This window comes from Shewanella sp. SP1S1-7, assembly GCF_031932105.1.
In the GTDB taxonomy this organism is placed as follows: domain Bacteria; phylum Pseudomonadota; class Gammaproteobacteria; order Enterobacterales; family Shewanellaceae; genus Shewanella; species Shewanella baltica.
Map to the genome: position 1 here is coordinate 27,043 of NZ_JAUOEU010000016.1, position 20,509 is coordinate 47,551.

The following is a 20,509-nucleotide window of genomic DNA, read 5'->3' on the forward strand; positions in this document are numbered from 1 at the left end:
AAATCGCTAATCTATTGAAAGCTTGGCTTTAGATAAGCAATAAACAATTTCAAATAACCAAGCCATAAATAACAAAGTCGAATAGAAAAGCCGCTAAAAATTGACATAAAAAAAGGTTCGCATTGCGAACCCTTTTTTCAGTAGCACACTCTTACAGAATAACAGTTACAGTGTAATAGCTGCTTCTAATGTCATGATGATCATGTCATTGAATGTGGTTTGACGTTCTTCTGCAGAAGTCTTTTCACCGGTGCGGATGTGGTCAGATACAGTCACAACGCACAGGGCACGTGCACCAAACTCATGGGCAACGCCATACAAACCAGCCGCTTCCATTTCTACGCCTAATACGCCCATTTTCTCCATCACGTCGAACATTTGTGGATCAGGAGTGTAGAACAGGTCCGCAGAGAAAATGTTACCTACGCGAATTTTAGTACCACGAACTTTCGCAGACTCGATAACCGCATTCATCAGCTCATAGTTAGCGATAGCGGCGAAATCTTGGCCTTTGAAACGTAAACGGTTAACCGCTGAGTCAGTACATGCACCCATACCGATGATCACGTCACGTACTTTAACGTCAGTGCTGATCGCACCACAAGTACCCACACGGATTAGGTTTTTAACGCCGTAATCACGAATTAATTCAGTTGCATAGATAGAGCATGAAGGAATACCCATGCCAGAACCCATAACTGAAATACGCTTACCTTTGTAAGTACCAGTAAAACCTAGCATGTTTCGAACATCAGTCACTTGCTCAACATTTTCTAAGAATGTTTCAGCAATATATTTTGCACGTAATGGATCGCCTGGAAACAGCATTGTCTCAGCGAATGCGCCCTCTACAGCATTAATGTGTGGTGTTGCCATCGAAATAACCCCTGTTTATTTTATTAAGACTTAAGTCTTTGTTTACTGGCGGCAAATGTCAGCCGCCAAATCGAAATAAATGCTAATTTGCCTAAAGGAACGATTCGCCATAGGCCATAGGTTCAAGCTTAAAGTGGCTTGCAATAGATTGGCCGATATCGGCAAAGCTATTACGGCGCCCCAGAGAACCGGCTTTCAATCCAGCGCCAAAAGCTAATACTGGCACATATTCACGGGTATGATCTGTGCCTTGCCATGTTGGGTCGCAGCCGTGATCCGCGGTTAAAATCAGCAGATCATCTTCACCCAATAATACGAGCATTTCAGGTAAACGGGCATCGAAATATTCTAACCCTTTGGCATAACCTGCCACATCACGGCGATGACCGTAGTGCGAGTCGAAATCCACGAAGTTAGTAAACACTATAGTGTTATCACCCGCAGATTTCACTTCGGCTAAGGTCGCATCGAAAAGTGCTTCTAAGCCGTTCGCCTTCACTTTTTTAGTGATACCACAGTAAGCATAAATGTCGGCAATCTTGCCTACACTCACCACTTCACCGCCAGCCTCTTTCAGCTTATCGAGTACAGTTTTTGCAGGTGGCGCGAGCGAATAATCCTTACGATTGCCGGTACGGGCAAAATCACTTGGACCAGTACCATCAAATGGACGGGCAATGACGCGACCTATGTTGTAAGGCTCTAACTCTTCACGGGTTATTTCGCAAAGACGATAGAGATTGTCTAAACCGAAGGTTTCTTCATGACAAGCGATTTGGAATACTGAATCAGCAGAGGTGTAGAAAATAGGCTTGCCAGAGCGCATGTGCTCTTCGCCTAACTCTTCTAAAATGGTTGTACCTGAGGCATGGCAATTACCTAAGAATCCATCCAGACCCGCACGAGCTAAAATCTTATCCGTCAGTTCTTTAGGGAAAGAATTTTGGTGTTCGCTGAAATAACCCCACTCGAATAGTACGGGTACGCCCGCCATTTCCCAGTGACCGCTCGGCGTATCTTTACCCGAACTTAACTCTTGCGCATGACCATAAGCACCAATCAGCTCAACATTATCGCCAAAACCGGGTGCAAAGGCGCCCGTGCTTTCCATCGCCGCATGACCCAAACCTAAGCGCGCTAAGTTAGGTAATTTCAGCGGACCTTCACGGCCAATATCGGCTTTACCTTCGGCGCATGCTTTAGCAATATGACCAAAAGTATCGGAACCGACATCACCAAAGCTTGCTGCATCAGCAGAAGCACCGACTCCAAAGGAGTCCAACATCATAATAATGGTACGTTTCATAATTCTTCCTTAAAGATCCGATGCACGAATATAGGCATAGATCTCAGGTGTTTTTTCTGGAGCGGTTTCACCAATGTGAATCGCTTTTTTCACCGCAAGTTCCGCTTCCGCGAAGGCGGCTTCAGACTGTGCATGGATAACGGCAATTGGCGTCGATGAATCCACTTTATCGCCTAGGGCACACACTTGGGTTAAGCCAACACTATAGTCTAGTGCATCACCGGGCTTACGGCGGCCGCCACCTAAGGTCACAACCGCTAAACCTAATTCACGGGTATCCATGCTATAGGCATAACCTTGCATATCGGCAAAAACCGGGCGAATAATTTGCGATTGCGGTAGGTATTTACTGTAGTTTTCAACAAAATCGACCGGACCACCAAGACCCGACACCATCTTGCCAAAGAGTTCTGCGGCGCGGCCATTATCGAGTACACGATTCAGTTTAGCGCGAGCGTCGGCCTCATTGCTTGCAAGACCGCCAAGAAGCAGCATCTCAGCGCAAAGACCCATAGTGACTTCATATAAACGCGGATTACGGTAAGCCCCCGTTAAAAAGTCGATGGCTTCTTTCACTTCAACCGCGTTACCAGCACAAGATGCAAGCACTTGATTCATATCGGTAAGCAAAGCCGTCGTTTTAGTACCCGCGCCATTTGCAACGGCGGCGATACTGCGAGCTAATTCTTCCGATGCCTCATAGGTTGGCATAAAGGCGCCGCTACCAACTTTTACGTCCATCGCTAGCGCATCTAAATTACAGGCTAATTTCTTAGACAGAATCGATGCTGTGATGAGGGAAATAGATTCAACGGTGGCGGTATTATCGCGGATAGAATAGAAACGTTTGTCGGCAGGAACGAGATCGCCTGTTTGGCCAATAATCGCCACACCGACGTCTTTAACCACTTTGCGGAACAATTCACTTGAAGGCTCAGTTTGGTAACCAGGAATGGCATCAAACTTATCGAGCGTGCCGCCAGTATGACCTAGGCCGCGCCCAGAAATCATAGGCACATAACCGCCACAAGCCGCAGCCATAGGGCCAAGCATGAGACTAATCACATCGCCGACACCACCAGTGCTGTGTTTGTCGATGACAGGACCGTTGAGTCCCAATGATTGCCAATTAAGCACAGTGCCAGAATCACGCATCGCTGTCGTTAAAGCGATTCTTTCATCCATATTCATGTCATTAAAATACACCGCCATGCCTAATGCGGCGATCTGACCTTCAGATACGGAGTTGGTAGTGATACCTTGAACAAAGAACTGTATTTCTTCGGAACTTAGCGCTAAACCATTACGTTTTTTACGAATAATCTCTTGAGCTAGAAACATGATACTGCCTCCAAGATAGGCACTAACAACTCTGTTGCTAGTGCTTATCTTTGCAATGAAACATCAAAACTGTAGCAATATTACAAGTTCATACTATCGAAGTTTTGAGTTTACCAAATAGATTTAGGTCACACTTAATTAGGCTCGCTATACGCAGATAGTATTAATCAGCGATAGTTTGCAATTAATAGCCTTGAGTCGGCTTAGGCGCATCTGCCAGTTCTAATGTGTGCAGCAAGCTGTTGAGTAAGCTTGAAGCACCAAATCTAAAGGTACGCGGTGAAACCCAGTCAGCACCTAAAATACGCTCTGCAACACCTAGGAACTCAGCAGCTTGGGCAGCATCACGCACACCACCGGCAGGCTTGAAGCCTACTTGGGTATTCTTTTCGCTGATCACAGTTAACATGATCTCAGCCGCTTCGAGTGTGGCGTTTACAGGCACTTTACCCGTAGAAGTTTTGATAAAGTCAGCACCCGCATCGATTGAAAGCTCAGATGCACGGCGGATAAGCGCAGGATCAGCTAACACGCCAGATTCGATGATGACTTTTAACAAGACTTCACCACAGGCTTCTTTACAGGCTTTAACTAATTCAAAACCAATCGTTTCATTGCCTTCCATCAGTGCGCGGTATGGGAATACCACGTCAACTTCGTCTGCACCATAGGCAACGGCAGCACGAGTTTCTAGCACGGCAATAGCGATGTCATCGTTGCCATGGGGGAAGTTAGTCACTGTGGCGATTTGGATATCTTCAGCACCGATTTCATCGAGTGTCTTACGTGCAATCGGGATGAAACGTGGGTAAATGCAGATAGCGGCAGTATTGCCTGCAGCCGTTTTCGCTTTGTGGCACAGGTCGATCACTTTTTGATCTGTGTCATCATCATTCAAAGTCGTTAAGTCCATTAACTCGATGGCGCGTTGTGCTGCTTTTTTTAAATCAGTCATAATAGCTCTCCAAAATAAAAATTAAATGAATAGAAATCAGTCGCATAAAAGCAACGCTTAAGAGGTGGCATTATTTTGATTATTTTTATGGCCGGGCCTTCAGGCGATGCCGAGTAATTTGCTTGTACAAACTACCTTGTTGTAGGTATTCAATCTTGCCTAAGTCATAAAGAGCAATAGGCATCCTGACACTTAAAATAACTTATAAGTGACCACGACTTGAATCCTTGAAGACCGGAAGAGAGGATACGAATAAAATCTTGCTCCTACTTTTCCGCGAAAAATCCATTTTAGCGCGAGAAAAACACAAACCTTTATATAAACCCACTTGTTAGCCTAATAGGCTTAGATAAAGACTCATGGTAAAACAAAGATGGAGCCGCATAATGCGGCTCCAACAAGCAACTAGTATTACAAGAAATTAGAACTTGTAAGTAGCGGTGAAGTAATGCGCCCAACCAGTCGTATCTAGACCAAAAGTGCCACCGTCTTTAAGCAGGTAAACATCTTTAAAGCCTTTCAGACCATAACCTAGAGCATAGTTATCTGAATGCCAGTATAGGCCAAAGAACACGTTACCACCGTTAGAGGTAAAAGTCGTATTCTGATAAACACCATTTGTGTCATAGGCATTTACTTCATCAGCGCCAAATTGATAATCAACATAGCCTTGGAATGACAGGAAGCTCTTGTTATCAAAGAAGTAGAAAGGTTTGAACCAGTTAGCAGAAAACTGGTAACCATTCCAATCCTTAGCATTGATATCGTAAGTAGCATATAAGTTCATGCCAGTTTTACCTAACCAAGGCACCATAACGTCAGCACCAATACCCCAGAACGACATGTTTACATCGCCTGCGTTATTGATTTTTTGTGGACCAGGATGATCCTCGACATCAAAAGAAATGCTTTGACCTTTAATTGCACCACCACCCCAGTTAAATAGAGTAGAGAAGTACACTTCTTGAATTGGACCCACAGAAAGATCTAATCCTGTGATTGCATCCAGTGAAAAACGTGGAGCAAATTTCATGAACATTTTGCTTGCACCAGCAACTTTGTCGCCAGAACCGCTGTTTGCTAAGTTGAAAACATCAACATAACCATATAGGTCAACAACACCTTTACGGCCACCAAACTCCATTTCAAGGTAGTTATGTTCTGCATCGGCACCTGGAGCAATTGGGTGTTCATCAATTGCATACATAGCGTTGAACTGCATCCACTTGTAATCTGTTGCGTAGATATCAGAACGATCAGCGGCAAATGCGTTGCCAGAGATTGCAGCTACTGCTGTAGCAGCTAAAGCTAAAGTTTTAACGTTTTTCATCATCAACCCCATTTATCTTGTTTACTACCATCGAGGGTAGCGTTCTTTTTGTGGCGCTCGCATTCTACCTAGATTAAATAAAATCTCAATAATCTAGCGTAAAATCACAAACACAAAATTCTTAATTGTGAACAAAGTCGCGACTTCTGCATTACGATTAATTAACTTAACCTTGTTCCCGCGACATTTAAGACAGAATAACAGCGACATTTCGGTTGCATTCTGTATCTTTCAATTGGAGAAACTATTCACTACAGGAATCACTACTGGCACTACTGGAAAATGGTTGAATTAACTTAGGTCCTGCCCTGCATGGTCAGGACCCAGTTAGTGGGGTTTCCCCCGACTGCCGCTCAATAACTTACATAGCTAAGAACAGACCAGCAAGTGTCGCACTCATTAAGTTAGCTAAAGAGCCGGCGATAACCGCACGAATACCCATTGTAGCTAAATCATGGCGACGAGTAGGAGCCATAGCACCTAAACCACCAAGCAGAATCGCGATTGAAGACAAGTTAGCGAAACCACACAGAGCAAAGGAGATAATCGCTTTGGTTCTGTCAGTCATTGCTAGACCCGTTTCAGCTACTACCATACCGCCATCAGCGATGTCTTTCAGGTATGGAGCAAAGTTTAAGTAAGCAACAAATTCGTTAACTACGATCTTTTGACCGATGAAAGAACCTGCTACTAATGCTTCATTCCAAGGTACGCCGATAAGGAATGCTAAAGGCATAAACACATAACCGAGGATCAGTTCAAGTGTTAACTGAGGCATGCCCACCCAACCACCGATACCACCGATGATACCGTTGATCATAGCGATCAAACCAACGAAGGCTAACAACATAGCGCCAACGTTTAACGCTAAATGCATACCAGATGAAGCACCTGCTGCAGCTGCGTCTAACACGTTAGCTGGTTTGTCAGGATCTTCTGGCAAATCGCTCATGTCATTTTTAGCAACTTCAGTTTCAGGGTGCATCAGTTTAGCCATTAATAGACCACCTGGTGCTGCCATGAATGATGCGGCAACTAAGTACTCGATAGGTACACCCATCTGCGCGTAACCAGCCAATACTGAACCCGCGATTGACGCCAAACCACCGACCATGATCGCAAACAGTTCAGACTGCGTCATAGTTGGGATGAATGGACGAACAACCAGAGGAGCTTCAGTTTGACCCACGAAGATGTTAGCTGTTGCTGACATTGATTCTGTACGGCTTGTGCCCAATGCTTTTTGTAAACCACCACCGATGATACGGATGATCCACTGCATAACGCCTAAGTAATATAGAACCGCGATCAGAGAAGAGAAGAACACGATAACGGGTAACACGTTTACTGCGAAGATGAAGCCAAGTTTGAAGTTAGCTAAATCACCAAACAGGAAACCGATACCGTTTTGTGCGTAACCAATAACGCTAGAAACCGCATCAGACATACCTTTCAGAATGTCTTTACCAACAGGAACGTACAGTACAAAACCACCGAAAGCAGCTTGGATAGCTAACGCGCCACCCACTGTACGCAAATTAATTGCTTTTTTGTTATTCGATAGGAGGAAACCTATCGCAAGTAGGGTGACCACCCCTACTAAACTCATCAATATATTCATTAACCATCACCCTATTGTTAACACTTTTTAATTATGTTGTTAATCAACCTATTTCCGAGTCAGATTATACCCGAGCCTAAGTCGAAAATCGTCGTTTTGATCATATTTTTGGAGTTTAATTTCAATCGCTTAGTGGAGAATGCTAGTGCGACCTACACCTGTTTATTTAAAAACAACTAAAGGTCAAACAGTTGCATAGCATTCGACATCAAGTGTTCTGATATTAGAACACTTGATTTTTTTTGCAAAGTAGCGATTTTGTCTATAAAAAGAACAAGGTTAGCGGGTTGGTTACGTTTTTCAGTAACATTTATCGGCGTCATTGCCGGAGAGTCAGTCTCAAGTATGAGGTGTTCGAGTGGGAGTTCAGTGACTGTTTTGAGTAATTTTTTGGCATTGGGATTCATAATCAAACCACCAATTCCCAACTTAAAACCTAACTTAATATATTCCTGTGCTATCTCAACACTGCCAGAAAAAGCATGTATCACACCGCCTCTAGGCAATTGATACTTTTTTAAACAGGCCAAAACCTCGGGATGCGCTTTAACACTATGAATAATCACCGGCAGATTAACGGATTTAGCTAACGTCAATTGCGCCTCAAAAAACGCTAACTGCTGCGGCCAAGTAGCGGAATAAAGTTTATCTAAGCCACATTCACCAATAGCAACAAAACGAGGACATTCGAGCAACGCGGCAACTTTAGATGTTAATGCTAAGATCCCTGCATCAACATTCTCTGGGCAAAACCAAGGATGGATGCCAAGGGCAAAATAGGTTTGATATTGTGCGGCAACAGCGAGCTGTTTGTGCCAGTGTTGCGGGGACACGCCAGGAATAATCAGATTATTAACCCCAACACTGTGCATTCGCTGCACTACAGTATCGCGGTCAAGATCAAACTCGGCAAAATCTAGATGTGCGTGGGTATCAATCACTGCAAATACCTCACTCTGCGGTCGATTGACCGTTTGAATGCGCTTCAGGCGGCAATGCCGTTTCATCAGCTGCTGTCGTTTTAGCGCATTTTATCGCTAATGGCGGATCTTCAAGGCGTGGCATACAACAACGACGATTTTCAGGTGTCAGCCCCATGCGGTCGCACCACTGAATATAAACCTGCCATGTTTTTGTGATCCAATTCGCCATCATTCACATCCAGAACCGTTTTTAGATTTCATTAGATACAAAAATGGCGGTGAATTCACCGCCATTTCAACCACTATTTTGAACCTGACCTAATTAGTGCTCGCGGGTTTTCGCAAACTCAATATCAGGATATCTTTCCATCGAAAGATTCAGGTTGACCATAGTTGGCGCAATATAGGTTAAGTTATCACCACCATCGAGTGCTAAGTTTTGGCTACACTTGCGGCGGAACTCTTCAAGCTTACGCTCATCCTTGCAATAAACCCAGCGAGCGGTCGAAACGCTGATACCTTCGTAAATGGCTTCAACGTTGTATTCGCTCTTAAGACGTCCAACAACCACTTCAAACTGCAGCACACCCACGGCGCCAACAATTAAATCGTTAGTATCGATTGGGCGGAATACTTGCACAGCACCTTCTTCAGACAACTGTACTAAGCCTTTTAACAGTTGCTTTTGCTTGAGTGGATCGCGCAGACGGATACGGCGGAACATTTCAGGCGCAAAGTTAGGCACGCCAGTGAAGCGGAACTTTTCACCTTGGGTAAAAGTATCGCCAATACGAATAGTGCCATGGTTATGCAAACCAATGATATCGCCTGGGTAAGCCTCTTCAGCACGCTCACGATCGCCCGCCATAAAGGTCAATGCATCGCTGACGTTAACATCTTTACCGATACGCACATGGTGCATTTTCATGCCCTGCTCGTAACGGCCAGAACAAACACGCATAAAGGCGACACGGTCACGGTGTTTTGGATCCATATTTGCTTGGATCTTGAACACGAAACCAGTGAATTTCTCTTCTTCAGGCATAACTACGCGTGCATCGCTTTCACGCGGTAATGGCTTAGGTGCCCACTCAACGATACCGTCAAGAATATGATCCACACCAAAGTTACCTAACGCGGTACCAAAGAACACTGGCGTCAGCTCACCTTTCAAGAAAGCCGCATGATCAAATTCATTCGACGCGCCACGCACTAATTCCATCTCATCACGTAAATCAGCGGCATAACTACCTATCGCTTTATCAAGATCAGGATTATTAATACCCTTCACCACGCGACGCTCTTGGATAGTATGCCCCATACCACTTTGATACAGCACGACTTCATCACGCAGTATGTGGTAAATACCTTTGAATTCTTTACCGCTGCCAATAGGCCAAGTAATAGGTGCGCAGGCAATATTCAGTACGTTTTCGACTTCATCCATCAAATCGATAGGATCACGGATATCACGGTCGAGTTTGTTCATAAAGGTCACGATCGGCGTATCACGCAGACGGGTCACTTCCATCAACTTAATGGTACGGTCTTCTACACCCTTTGCAGAGTCAATGACCATCAAACAAGAGTCAACAGCGGTCAGTGTACGATAGGTATCTTCAGAGAAGTCTTCGTGACCAGGCGTGTCGAGTAGGTTAACGAGGGCGCCACCATAGGGGAACTGCATCACAGACGTAGTAATAGAAATACCACGGTCCTTCTCCATTTCCATCCAGTCAGACTTAGCATGCTGACCCGATTTTTTGCCTTTAACCGTACCCGCTTTTTGCAAAGCGTTTCCGAATAACAGCACTTTTTCGGTAATGGTTGTTTTACCCGCGTCGGGGTGCGATATGATCGCGAAGGTGCGACGTTTATCGACCTCTACTTTATTGCCTGACATGTTAACCTATGCACTAGTATCGCTAAAAAGGCGCAAATTATAGCGCCTCAGTTCGAGCTTGGCTAGGCAAAGCCCGAGAAGAGCTCGGGCTGATGAGGGTTATTTTGTAGCTTCGAGCAAACCTTTGACTTTAGCGAGCTCAATCCGCGCATATCTATGTTCAACAAAATCATAAATATTGGTCGCCAGTGCGAGGCGGAAATAGTTAGCAGCATCTTGATATTGCTTGTTTTCTATTGCCATTTTCGCCAGGTAAAAATAAGCCTCACATAAACGTTCGGCATATTCTTTTGGATGAGTTAAGCCAACTTTCGCAGCAGCAAACACCTCATCATGGCTCTTTGTTCCTAAATAATAATCAACGATAACGGTCGCCCAAGCATCATTGTCTAAATTCTTACGGTTTTCAGCTAACTGTTTTTTAGCTTCAACTGCATCATCTTTAAAATCAATCAAATACAGCCACAATGCGCGATAACCATCTTTATTATCACCAGCATAAAATGCCTGCATATCTTTAGTGGCTAAATCGTTACGGTCGCCATAGTACAAGGCAATACCGCGATTCAAATAGGCATAATCGTAATTAGGGGCGAGTTCTAACACGCCATCGAATGCTTCATAGGCGCTAGCGTATTCGCCTTCTTGGGTGTAATAAATCCCAAGAAAATTATAGGCATCGGCGAGATCGGGTTGCAGCTTCAGCGCTTGCATAAAATCGATGCGCGCGAGCAGTCTTAAGCCCACACTGTCGTAAATCACACCGCGATCGTAATGAAATCTGGCTCTTTGCTCATTGGTTAATTCGACCGTAGCCAAAATCTCGTTGAGCTTCGCTAACGTCACTTCCACTTTATAATCGGGCATGACAGGTGCGATAACCAATTTACCTTCAACATCATTATGGTTATCTAAAGGAGACTGGGTGGTAGCGCATCCGGCTAACAACAGACTGGCGCCCGCCAGCACAGCAACGACAGCGGTTCTAATTTTAAGACTCATCCATTTCTACCTTTTTAGATTCCCAACATACGCAGAAGAATCTTCATGATAGCAATCCCACCACAGGACTGCTATTGGGGAATCAAGATTAATACTGACTTTCTTAATGCCAAAAACAAAAAAGGAGATCATTTGATCTCCTTTTGATGCAATCACTTAGAAAGTGTGTGCCTATAATAAGTCAAAGACTCATTATTCAGCAGCTGCAGCTTCTTTAGTTTGTGCTTCTTTGATTGACAGACGTACGCGGCCTTGACGATCCACTTCCATTACTTTAACAGCAACTTCTTGGTTCAGTTCAAGGTGATCAGACACGTTAGCAACACGCTCATCACTGATTTGTGAAATGTGTACTAAACCGTCTTTGCCCGGCAGAATGTTCACGAACGCACCGAAATCAACGATACGGATAACTTTACCGTTGTAGATACGACCCACTTCAACTTCTGAAGTGATTTCTTCGATACGACGGATAGCTTCTTTGGTTGCTTCACCATTTGAAGAAGCAATTTTCACAGTACCATCATCTTCCAGCTCAATCGTAGTGCCGGTTTCTTCGGTCAGAGCACGGATAACTGCGCCGCCTTTACCGATAACGTCACGGATTTTTTCTGGGTTGATCTTGATAACAGTGATACGTGGAGCGTGATCAGAAATATCATCACGGTGTGAACCAATCGCTTGATCCATCACGTTCAGGATATGTACACGCGCGCCATAGGCTTGTTGCAGTGCGATATCCATGATTTCTTTAGTGATACCTTCGATCTTGATATCCATCTGCAATGCAGTAATACCATCACGTGTACCCGCCACTTTAAAGTCCATGTCACCTAAATGATCTTCATCACCTAAGATGTCAGAAAGAACAACGAAATCATCGCCTTCTTTCACTAGACCCATAGCGATACCCGCTACAGAAGTTTTGATAGGCACACCGGCATCCATCAGCGCTAGTGAAGTACCACATACTGACGCCATAGAGCTTGAACCGTTAGATTCAGTGATTTCAGATACAACGCGCACGCTGTATGGGAATTCAGCAGCTGAAGGCATAACAGCATTGATACCGCGCCATGCTAACTTACCATGACCGATTTCGCGGCGCTTAGGTGAACCCACCATGCCTGTTTCACCAACAGAGTATGGAGGGAAGTTATAGTGCAGCATGAAACGGTTAGTGCGCTCGCCCATGATGCTGTCAATCTTCTGTGCATCACGTTCAGTACCTAAAGTACAAGTGACTAACGCTTGAGTTTCACCACGAGTGAACAATGCGCTACCGTGAGTACGTGGCAATACGCCCGCTAACACACTTAAGGCACGGATCATGTCTGGTTCACGACCATCGATACGTGGCTCACCACGGATGATGCGACCACGAACCACTTTCTTCTCTAAGCTACCCAGCAAGTTGTCTACTTCACGTAAATCAATGCTTGGATTGCTGGCTAACAAGGCTTCTTTTGTTGCTGCTTTAACAACAGAAACTTGAGCATAACGATCTTGTTTAACTTGGATTTTATACGCATCACCTAAACCCGCTTCTGCAAGCTCTTTGATTTGGGCAACTAAATCGGCATCTTGCGTTGGTGCAGTCCAATCCCAAGTTGGTTTACCAGCTTCTGCTTTAAATTCAGCAATCGCTTTGATAACCACTTGTTGTTGATCGTGACCGTAAACAACAGAACCTAACATCACTTCTTCTGGTAAGGCTTGGGCTTCTGATTCCACCATTAATACTGCACCAGCAGTACCAGCAACCACTAAATTCAGTTGGCTGGTTGCAAGTTGCGCAACACTTGGGTTCAACACGTATTCGCCATCAATGTAACCCACACGTGCAGCACCTAAAGGACCGCTGAATGGAATACCAGAAATAGCCAGTGCCGCAGAAGTACCGATCATAGAGATGATATCTGGCTCGATTTGTGGATCGACAGAGACTACAGTAATGATAACTTGAACTTCGTTTTTGAAACCATTAGGGAAAAGAGGGCGAATTGGACGGTCAATCAGACGAGCAATTAAAGTCTCATCTTCTGAAGGACGGCCTTCACGCTTAAAGAAACCACCAGGAATTTTACCTGCTGCGTAGGTTTTTTCTTGATAGTTAACAGTCAGAGGGAAAAAGTCACGACCAGCTTCTGCTTCTTTTTTACCGACAACAGTGACCAACACAGTCGTGTCACCCATGCTCGCTAAAACGGCTGCATCTGCTTGACGCGCTATAACACCTGTTTCCAGGGTGACTGTATGTTGACCATACTCAAAACTCTTTACAATAGGATTCACGTGACCCATTCCTTAATTAATGACCTTGAATTACGCGCGTAAGTATACTGCAAATCGGATCAATAGATAAAGAGCAGATAATGATGACAAATACGTAACTTTTCACTAAAGTGGTTAAATCAACAAAGAGTTGCGGTTTACATTGATACGGAAATTCTCGCAGATGGTGAATAATTATCATAAAGGATGCGCCCGATGACAGGCCGTTTTAAGTCACTGACGTGGAAACAAACTAATCTAGTCGTATTTACCGCCCTCTTTTTTGCCATTGCAATTTTTATTGTTGAAATCGCTTTAGTCGTCGTATCAACCAAACAACAGCTCACAACTACCCAGCAAGAACTCCTTGATTCAGTTGAACAACCAGCAGCAAATGCCGTCTGGGCTTTGGATGATAATTTAGCTCGCCAAACATTAGAAGGGGCCATTAAGGTTGAACATGTCGGCTCAGCAGTGATTGAGCTCGACGATGGTTCCATGTTTGTTTCAGTCAGCAATAATAAAAAGAACAACTCGCAGACTTTTATCAGCTTAAGTAACAAATTATTTGATGATCTCAAGGAAATATCTCGCCCGCTGTACCGCCCTTTTTATTTTGAAGGCACCCAACAGCAACAACTTATTGGCACATTAACAGTTTTCTACGACACCCAAGAGCTGACAAATACCCTTTTCTCACAGTTAAGATTTAGTTTTTTCGCCACACTTGCCCGCGCTCTCTTGCTCACCTTAGTATTATCTGTCGTCTTCCATCGCTTCTTAACTCAGCCTATCGCACGCATCAGCGAGGCCATAGATAAGATTGAGCCCGACTCTCCGGACGAAAACCTCTTACCTATGTCCAATGCGCACAAGGATGATGAACTCGGTCTAGTGACCTCTAAATTCAACCAAATTCTTATCCAATTTAGCCAGACCCAATCCAAACTGCGCAAGATGGCGACCCGAGATCCGCTAACAGGCTTACCCAACCGCACGCTATTGCTTGAAACCATCGCAGTCACAATCCAACGTTCGCGAGTACACAAACGCAGCTTTGCCTTGATGTTTATCGACTTAGACCGCTTTAAGAATATCAACGATTCCCTTGGCCACGCATTAGGCGATCAATTTCTTGCCCGTATTGCCCGCATCCTTGAACGCTTCGTTGGCGATAAAGGCACAGTTTCCCGCTTAGGAGGCGATGAATTTGTTATTCTGGCTGATACAGTTCACACCCCAGACCAAGCGGCAGATTTTGTAGATAAGCTACTGATCCAGCTCAATGTCCCGATTCAATTAAATGAACATGCAATTCATCCTGCGGCATCAATTGGGATTTCTATTTATCCCGAAGACGGTAACAGTGCTGAAGATTTGATCCGTCACGCTGACATTGCCATGTACAGCGCGAAAGCTGCAGGCTCGAATCAATGGGCCTTCTTTAAACAGCAGATGACAGAGCGCGCAGCTGTGCGTTTACGCACCGAAGCATCTTTGCATGATGCGTTAAAAAACAACGAATTTTTACTGTATTTTCAGCCAAAACTCGACCTACAAACGGGCAAAGTGATCGCCTGTGAAGCCCTGATCCGCTGGCAAAAAGACGGCCGACTCATCAGTCCGGTTTCTTTTATTCCCGTCGCGGAAGAAACAGGGATCATCATTCCAATTGGACGCTGGGTAATAGAACAAAGCTGCAAGGTCTTGAGGGAGTGGCAGAAAAAATATAACTATGCCATCCCAATTGCGATTAATGTTGCCTCACAACAATTTGCCGATGCTAGTTTAGTTCCCGATATCAAGCAGATGGCATTACGCTATCAAATCCAACCCGAGTTGCTGGAAATTGAAATCACTGAAACCTCGTTGATGAACGACATTGAACTGGCTATCGCTAAACTTGAGCAACTAAAATCTGCAGGATTTGGTATTGCCGTCGATGACTTCGGCACTGGGTATTCATCACTTTCTTACCTACGCCATTTACCCATCACCACCATGAAAATTGACCGCTGTTTCGTGTCCGATTTACCAGGGGATAGTGCAATCGCATCGACCATTTTGATGTTGGGTAAGCAGCTTAATTTGACCATTGTGGCCGAAGGAATTGAAAACGAGCAGCAGTTGGATTGGTTGAAGCAGAATCAGTGCCAAGTTGGCCAAGGTTTCTATTTTAGCCAACCCTTGCCCCAAGCGGAATTTGAAGCCCTGTATATAGCGACACAGACAGCAACGATAAGCACTTTAGATGGACTACGTGGTGCTTAGAGTTCTTTAATCAGACCAATGATTTATGCGGCGTTAAGGCCAGCGTAAAGACATAATATCGACATGCTCTGGCCTAAATCCTACACAGCTTGATTTAATCATCTACTGAATTTTAGGCAATAAAAAAGGAGGCTTAAGCCTCCTTTTTCACGCTAGTCAACGCGAGATTAACGACGTAGACCTAACTTTTGGATCAGTGCAGTGTAACGTGCTAAATCAGTACGTTTCAGGTAAGCAGTTAACTTACGACGTGAGCTAACCATACGTAACAGACCACGACGTGAGTGGTGATCGTGAATGTGCTCTTTGAAGTGATCTTGCAAATGGTTGATTTGCGCAGTTAACAAAGCAACTTGAACTTCAGTTGAACCAGTGTCGTTTTCGCCACGGCCAAATTCAGCCAAAATTTTTGCTTTTGCTTCAGTACTTAGTGACATGTATATCTCCAAATAAATAATTATGAATCTCTAGCCGATCACTAACTCAGCCAGAGGGCGCGCTATTCTACCCAGAAACCCACCCTAGCGCAATAAAAGGTGGAGACTAATCCATGAACAAATTAATTAATTTGTTCATGGATAGCAGACTAATGCGATTCTACAGGCTCGTCATGGATTACTATGAGTCGTTTCGGCGCAAGTAAGCCGTCTTCGTTCATAGTACCAATCCCCACAAATCGGCGGATGTCACCTAAAGTGATACGCACCAGTTCATCGGTTTTCAAGTCTGCATTAACGGGCACCCGAACAGCCTGACCTTGCATTAAATAAGGGGCGATTGCATCTGGCACATTCACCTCAGGAAAATCGGCCACGGCCGTGTCCATAGGTAACAACAGCGGATCAAGTAAAACACTCGGATCTATCTGTTGTTCATGTGCTTGGGCAACAAGCGCTTCAAGTTGTTCTAAGGTAACCATTCTTGCATAGGGATATTGTGCAACTTGAGTGCGACGCAACATGATCACATGGGCGCCACATCCGAGCATTTCGCCGAGATCGTCTATGATAGTGCGAATATAAGTGCCCTTAGAACAATGAATATCTAAGGTCAGCTCATCGCCTTCAAGACCGATGAAATTAAGCTCAAATACCGTAATAGGGCGAGATTCGCGCGGCACTTCAATGCCTTCACGGGCATATTTATACAGGGGCTGGCCCTGATATTTTAGCGCGGAATACATAGAAGGCACTTGCTGAGTCTCGCCGCGGAAGAAATCAAGCGCGGTTAATAACTGCGCCTCAGTAAAATCAATGGCGCGGGTTTGCACCACTTCGCCATCGGAATCACTGGTATCCGTACGCTCACCCAGTTTTGCGGTAACTAAATAACGTTTATCAGCATCTAACAGATGCTGGGAAAACTTAGTCCCTTCGCCTAAGCACACAGGTAACATACCTGTTGCTAACGGATCGAGTGCGCCCGTATGCCCTGCTTTGTTCGCATTAAAAAAGCGCTTTACCCTTTGCAATGCAAAGTTAGAACTCATGCCCGTGGATTTATCCAGCAGCACTATTCCATCAATAAAACGACCTTTTGGACGACGAGCCATTAATCTTTACCTTCCGTTTCATCTGCATCATCGGCAATATCATCACCTAAGACTTCATCTTCAACCGATGCGTCTTCGCTGCCAAATTGCTGCTGCTTCGCTTTGTCTTGGTTGATCACTTGGCTAACTAAGTTAGACATGCGCATACCTTCAACCAGCGAGCTATCATAGATAAAACGCAGTTCAGGCATCACACGCAGCTTCATACGGCCAGCCACTAAAGTGCGGATATAAGGAGCGGCGCTGATCAAAGCATTTAGCTTTTCTTGAACAACGGCTTTGTCTTCTTCAAAGAAAGTCACGAAGACTTTTGCATAACTAAGGTCGCGTGAGACATCGACGTCATTCACGGTTACAAAGCCAATACGAGGATCTTTCATGTCGCGCTGTAGCACTTGAGCCAGTTCTTGCTGAAGCTGCTGAGCGATTCGACGAGTACGACTGAATTCTTTTGCCATAATATTTCTTACCATAGCTTAAATTGATAAGGGCGGCTAAAGCCGCCCTTATTATCGTTACAGAGTACGAGCAATCTCGACGGTTTCGAATACTTCGATTTGGTCGCCTACGCGAACATCGTTGTAGTTCTTAACGCCAATACCACATTCCATACCATTGCGAACTTCAGCAACGTCGTCTTTAAAGCGACGTAGAGATTCAAGTTCACCTTCGTAGATAACCACGTTATCACGTAGTACGCGAATTGGTGCGCTACGCTTGATGGTACCTTCGGTAACCATACAGCCAGCAATTGCGCCCAGCTTAGGTGATTTGAACACGTCACGCACTTCAGCCAGACCAATAATTTGTTGTTTGAATTCAGGAGACAGCATACCTGTCATCGCTGCACGAACTTCATCAATCAAATTATAGATTACGCTGTAGTAACGTAAATCAACACTTTCGCTGTCGATTGTCTTACGCGCTTGTGCATCGGCACGCACGTTAAAGCCAACGAGGATAGCGTTAGATGCTGCCGCTAAGGTTGCATCCGTTTCAGTCAGTGCACCCACACCGCGAGCGATGATGTTCACTTTCACTTCATCGGTAGACAGACCTGTTAACGAGTCAGTAATCGCTTCGAGTGAACCTTGTACGTCTGCTTTAAGAACGATGTTCAGTTCTTTCACTTCGCCGTCTGTCATGTTCGCGAACATGTTTTCTAGCTTAGATTTTTGCTGGCGTGCCAGTTTCACATCACGGAATTTGCCTTGACGATACAGGGCAACTTCACGCGCTTTACGCTCGTCACGTACTACTGTTGCCTCATCACCTGCAGACGGAACGCCTGACAGACCCAGAATTTCAACAGGAATAGATGGACCCGCTTCAGTAATTGAACGACCGTTCTCGTCTTTCATTGCACGGATTTTACCGTACTCAAGACCACACAGAACGATATCACCTTGGCGCAAAGTACCTTCTTGAACCAGAATCGTTGCCACTGGGCCGCGACCTTTGTCCAATTGTGATTCAATGACCACACCGGCAGCCATACCATCACGTACCGCTTTCAGTTCGAGAACTTCAGCTTGCAACAAAATGCCTTCTAACAGTTCATCTACGCCTTCACCTGTCTTAGCTGAAACGAAGGCAAACATGTTGTCTCCACCCCAATCTTCAGACATGACGCCGTGTTGTGACAATTCGCTCTTAACGCGATCGATATCCGCTTCCGGCTTATCCATCTTGTTCACAGCCACGATTAATGGCACGTTACCGGCTTTAGCATGTTGAATAGCTTCGATAGTTTGCGGCATTACACCGTCATCGGCAGCAACAACTAATACAACGATATCCGTTGCCTTGGCACCACGGGCACGCATTGCAGTAAACGCGGCGTGACCAGGAGTATCAAGGAAAGTGATCATGCCGTTTTCAGTTTCAACATGGTATGCACCGATATGCTGAGTAATACCACCGGCTTCGCCAGCAGCCACTTTAGCGCGGCGAATATAGTCGAGTAGTGACGTCTTACCGTGGTCAACGTGACCCATGATAGTCACAACTGGTGCACGAGATTCTAGCTTGATGCCATCTTCATCGTCACGGTCTTGCATCACTTGGTGCTCAAGTTCGTTTTCACGGATAAGCACAACTTTGTGACCCATTTCTTCAGCAACTAACTGGGCGGTCTCTTGATCTAACACTTGGTTGATCGTAACCATAGAACCCATTTTCATCATTTGCTTGATGATTTCAGTCGCTTTCACTGCCATTAAATGCGCAAGTTCAGAAACAGTCACAGTTTCACCGATACGCACATCACGGCTTACCGCTGCAACTGGCTTATTAAAGCCGTGCGCCATAGACTCAGGTGCAGTACTGCGGTTACGCATGTGTTTTTCACGGCCGTCACGGGCATCTTTGCCACCACGTTTTTTGGCATTACTCTTGTTACGAGCACGACGTCCGCGTTTTTCTTCATCCAGATCAGAGGTATCTTCAGCAGCACGCGCTACTTTAGAGGTGGTGATGTGGTGATCGCCGTTTTTCTCAGCTTCTAAACGTTGACGTTCTTCTTCAGCCCAACGCTTAGAGTTTTCTTCTGCAAGTAAACGCGCTTTTTCAGCGGCTTTTGCAGCTTCTTCATCTTGCTTACGCTTAGTTGCCGCTTCTTGTGCCGCTTTTAAACGCTCAGCTTCTAAACGTGCCGCTTCAGCTTCTGGTGAAGTATCTTTGGTCACTTTCACTTCGGCTGCTGCTTTGGCTTTCGCCTTGGCTTCTGCATCCGCTTTTGCCTTCGCATCAGCTTCTGCTTTCGCTTTTGCCGCAGCAGCATCTGCTTCAGCCTTTGCTTTTGCCAAAGCTTCTGCTTCGGCCTTCGCTTCTTCTTCAGCCTTCAGAGTAGCCTCATTAGCATCACGCTTGACGAAAGTTCGTGTTTTACGAACTTCAACTTTAACATCTTTAGATTGACCACCATTACCAGCCACACTCAGGGTCGATACGGTTTTACGCTGCAACGTCATTTTCGTTGGCGCATTTTCGCCACCGTGCTGCTTTTTCAGATAATCCAGTAACTGCTGCTTTTCAGCTTCAGTCACGTTATCAGCTTGGCCTTTCTTAATTCCAGCCTGAGAGAATTGCTCAATCAGACGTTCAACACTTTTACCCACTTCCGTGGCCAATTTCTCTACGGTAGTATCTGCCAT

General features: G+C 45.1%; 16 protein-coding genes. 1 reads left to right on the plus strand and 15 read right to left on the minus strand.

The genetic code is table 11. From position 1 onward, the window contains the following. Positions 1 to 165: 165 nt before the first annotated feature. From deoD to pnp, 11 genes are all read right to left on the minus strand, one after another. Positions 166 to 876, minus strand: coding sequence for a purine-nucleoside phosphorylase (gene deoD / locus Q4Q49_RS13345; protein WP_006082701.1), 711 nt, complete (start codon positions 874 to 876; stop codon positions 166 to 168). A gap of 91 nt (positions 877 to 967) precedes the next feature. Continuing rightward, the gene (locus tag Q4Q49_RS13350; protein ID WP_311999573.1) at positions 968 to 2,182 is read right to left on the minus strand and encodes a phosphopentomutase; all 1,215 of its coding nucleotides are present in this window, start codon (positions 2,180 to 2,182) and stop codon (positions 968 to 970) included. A 9-nt stretch (positions 2,183 to 2,191) separates the two neighbouring features. Next, positions 2,192 to 3,523: a thymidine phosphorylase gene (deoA, locus tag Q4Q49_RS13355; RefSeq protein ID WP_012587040.1), complete on the minus strand. Its 1,332-nt coding sequence runs from the start codon at positions 3,521 to 3,523 to the stop codon at positions 2,192 to 2,194. A 184-nt stretch (positions 3,524 to 3,707) separates the two neighbouring features. Then, positions 3,708 to 4,478 (minus strand): deoxyribose-phosphate aldolase, encoded by a 771-nt coding sequence (gene deoC / locus Q4Q49_RS13360; protein ID WP_006086931.1) that lies wholly within the window; start codon positions 4,476 to 4,478, stop codon positions 3,708 to 3,710. 421 nt (positions 4,479 to 4,899) lie between these two features. Further along, on the minus strand, positions 4,900 to 5,808 hold the full coding sequence (locus tag Q4Q49_RS13365; protein ID WP_106651300.1) for an outer membrane protein OmpK: 909 nt from the start codon (positions 5,806 to 5,808) through the stop codon (positions 4,900 to 4,902). Positions 5,809 to 6,169: 361 nt separating this feature from the next. Then, a complete protein-coding gene (locus Q4Q49_RS13370; RefSeq protein ID WP_311999574.1) occupies positions 6,170 to 7,429 on the minus strand; it encodes a NupC/NupG family nucleoside CNT transporter in 1,260 nt (419 codons plus the stop codon). Between the two features lie 176 nt (positions 7,430 to 7,605). Next, positions 7,606 to 8,370: a TatD family hydrolase gene (locus Q4Q49_RS13375; RefSeq protein WP_311899852.1), complete on the minus strand. Its 765-nt coding sequence runs from the start codon at positions 8,368 to 8,370 to the stop codon at positions 7,606 to 7,608. A gap of 10 nt (positions 8,371 to 8,380) precedes the next feature. Continuing rightward, positions 8,381 to 8,584 carry a hypothetical protein gene (locus Q4Q49_RS13380; protein WP_311899853.1) on the minus strand — a complete coding sequence of 68 codons (204 nt, stop codon included), beginning with the start codon at positions 8,582 to 8,584 and terminating at the stop codon, positions 8,381 to 8,383. A gap of 90 nt (positions 8,585 to 8,674) precedes the next feature. Beyond that, complete coding sequence (prfC, locus tag Q4Q49_RS13385; RefSeq protein WP_311999575.1) at positions 8,675 to 10,255, minus strand: peptide chain release factor 3; 1,581 nt, start codon at positions 10,253 to 10,255, stop codon at positions 8,675 to 8,677. Between the two features lie 99 nt (positions 10,256 to 10,354). Then, positions 10,355 to 11,257 carry a lipoprotein NlpI gene (gene nlpI, locus Q4Q49_RS13390; protein WP_006086937.1) on the minus strand — a complete coding sequence of 301 codons (903 nt, stop codon included), beginning with the start codon at positions 11,255 to 11,257 and terminating at the stop codon, positions 10,355 to 10,357. A 192-nt stretch (positions 11,258 to 11,449) separates the two neighbouring features. After that, positions 11,450 to 13,552, minus strand: coding sequence for a polyribonucleotide nucleotidyltransferase (pnp, locus tag Q4Q49_RS13395; RefSeq protein ID WP_220590915.1), 2,103 nt, complete (start codon positions 13,550 to 13,552; stop codon positions 11,450 to 11,452). A gap of 195 nt (positions 13,553 to 13,747) precedes the next feature. Between pnp and Q4Q49_RS13400 the strand changes: the two genes are divergently transcribed. Continuing rightward, complete coding sequence (locus Q4Q49_RS13400; protein WP_311988213.1) at positions 13,748 to 15,802, plus strand: EAL domain-containing protein; 2,055 nt, start codon at positions 13,748 to 13,750, stop codon at positions 15,800 to 15,802. A gap of 167 nt (positions 15,803 to 15,969) precedes the next feature. On the opposite strand, the gene rpsO is transcribed toward Q4Q49_RS13400, so the two are convergent. The 4 genes from rpsO to infB form a co-directional block, all read right to left on the minus strand. Then, positions 15,970 to 16,239: a 30S ribosomal protein S15 gene (gene rpsO / locus Q4Q49_RS13405; RefSeq protein WP_106651344.1), complete on the minus strand. Its 270-nt coding sequence runs from the start codon at positions 16,237 to 16,239 to the stop codon at positions 15,970 to 15,972. Between the two features lie 149 nt (positions 16,240 to 16,388). After that, complete coding sequence (truB, locus tag Q4Q49_RS13410; protein ID WP_220775722.1) at positions 16,389 to 17,354, minus strand: tRNA pseudouridine(55) synthase TruB; 966 nt, start codon at positions 17,352 to 17,354, stop codon at positions 16,389 to 16,391. Further along, positions 17,354 to 17,812, minus strand: coding sequence for a 30S ribosome-binding factor RbfA (gene rbfA, locus Q4Q49_RS13415; protein ID WP_105251700.1), 459 nt, complete (start codon positions 17,810 to 17,812; stop codon positions 17,354 to 17,356). Before rbfA ends, truB begins: the two co-directional genes overlap by 1 nt. 57 nt (positions 17,813 to 17,869) lie before the next feature. Next, complete coding sequence (gene infB, locus Q4Q49_RS13420) at positions 17,870 to 20,509, minus strand: translation initiation factor IF-2 (RefSeq protein ID WP_220590917.1); 2,640 nt, start codon at positions 20,507 to 20,509, stop codon at positions 17,870 to 17,872.

What these genes read in the sequence shown, in the direction of transcription:
- prfC (WP_311999575.1), bottom strand. Translation starts at nt 10,255, where the DNA reads ATGTCAGGCAATAAAGTAGAGGTCGATAAACGTCGCACCTTCGCGATC.
- Q4Q49_RS13400 (WP_311988213.1), top strand. Translation starts at nt 13,748, where the DNA reads ATGACAGGCCGTTTTAAGTCACTGACGTGGAAACAAACTAATCTAGTC.
- truB (WP_220775722.1), bottom strand. Translation starts at nt 17,354, where the DNA reads ATGGCTCGTCGTCCAAAAGGTCGTTTTATTGATGGAATAGTGCTGCTG.
- deoD (WP_006082701.1), bottom strand. Translation starts at nt 876, where the DNA reads ATGGCAACACCACACATTAATGCTGTAGAGGGCGCATTCGCTGAGACA.
- Q4Q49_RS13370 (WP_311999574.1), bottom strand. Translation starts at nt 7,429, where the DNA reads ATGAATATATTGATGAGTTTAGTAGGGGTGGTCACCCTACTTGCGATA.
- infB (WP_220590917.1), bottom strand. Translation starts at nt 20,509, where the DNA reads ATGGCAGATACTACCGTAGAGAAATTGGCCACGGAAGTGGGTAAAAGT.
- deoA (WP_012587040.1), bottom strand. Translation starts at nt 3,523, where the DNA reads ATGTTTCTAGCTCAAGAGATTATTCGTAAAAAACGTAATGGTTTAGCG.
- nlpI (WP_006086937.1), bottom strand. Translation starts at nt 11,257, where the DNA reads ATGAGTCTTAAAATTAGAACCGCTGTCGTTGCTGTGCTGGCGGGCGCC.
- Q4Q49_RS13350 (WP_311999573.1), bottom strand. Translation starts at nt 2,182, where the DNA reads ATGAAACGTACCATTATTATGATGTTGGACTCCTTTGGAGTCGGTGCT.
- deoC (WP_006086931.1), bottom strand. Translation starts at nt 4,478, where the DNA reads ATGACTGATTTAAAAAAAGCAGCACAACGCGCCATCGAGTTAATGGAC.
- rbfA (WP_105251700.1), bottom strand. Translation starts at nt 17,812, where the DNA reads ATGGCAAAAGAATTCAGTCGTACTCGTCGAATCGCTCAGCAGCTTCAG.
- Q4Q49_RS13380 (WP_311899853.1), bottom strand. Translation starts at nt 8,584, where the DNA reads ATGATGGCGAATTGGATCACAAAAACATGGCAGGTTTATATTCAGTGG.
- rpsO (WP_106651344.1), bottom strand. Translation starts at nt 16,239, where the DNA reads ATGTCACTAAGTACTGAAGCAAAAGCAAAAATTTTGGCTGAATTTGGC.
- Q4Q49_RS13365 (WP_106651300.1), bottom strand. Translation starts at nt 5,808, where the DNA reads ATGAAAAACGTTAAAACTTTAGCTTTAGCTGCTACAGCAGTAGCTGCA.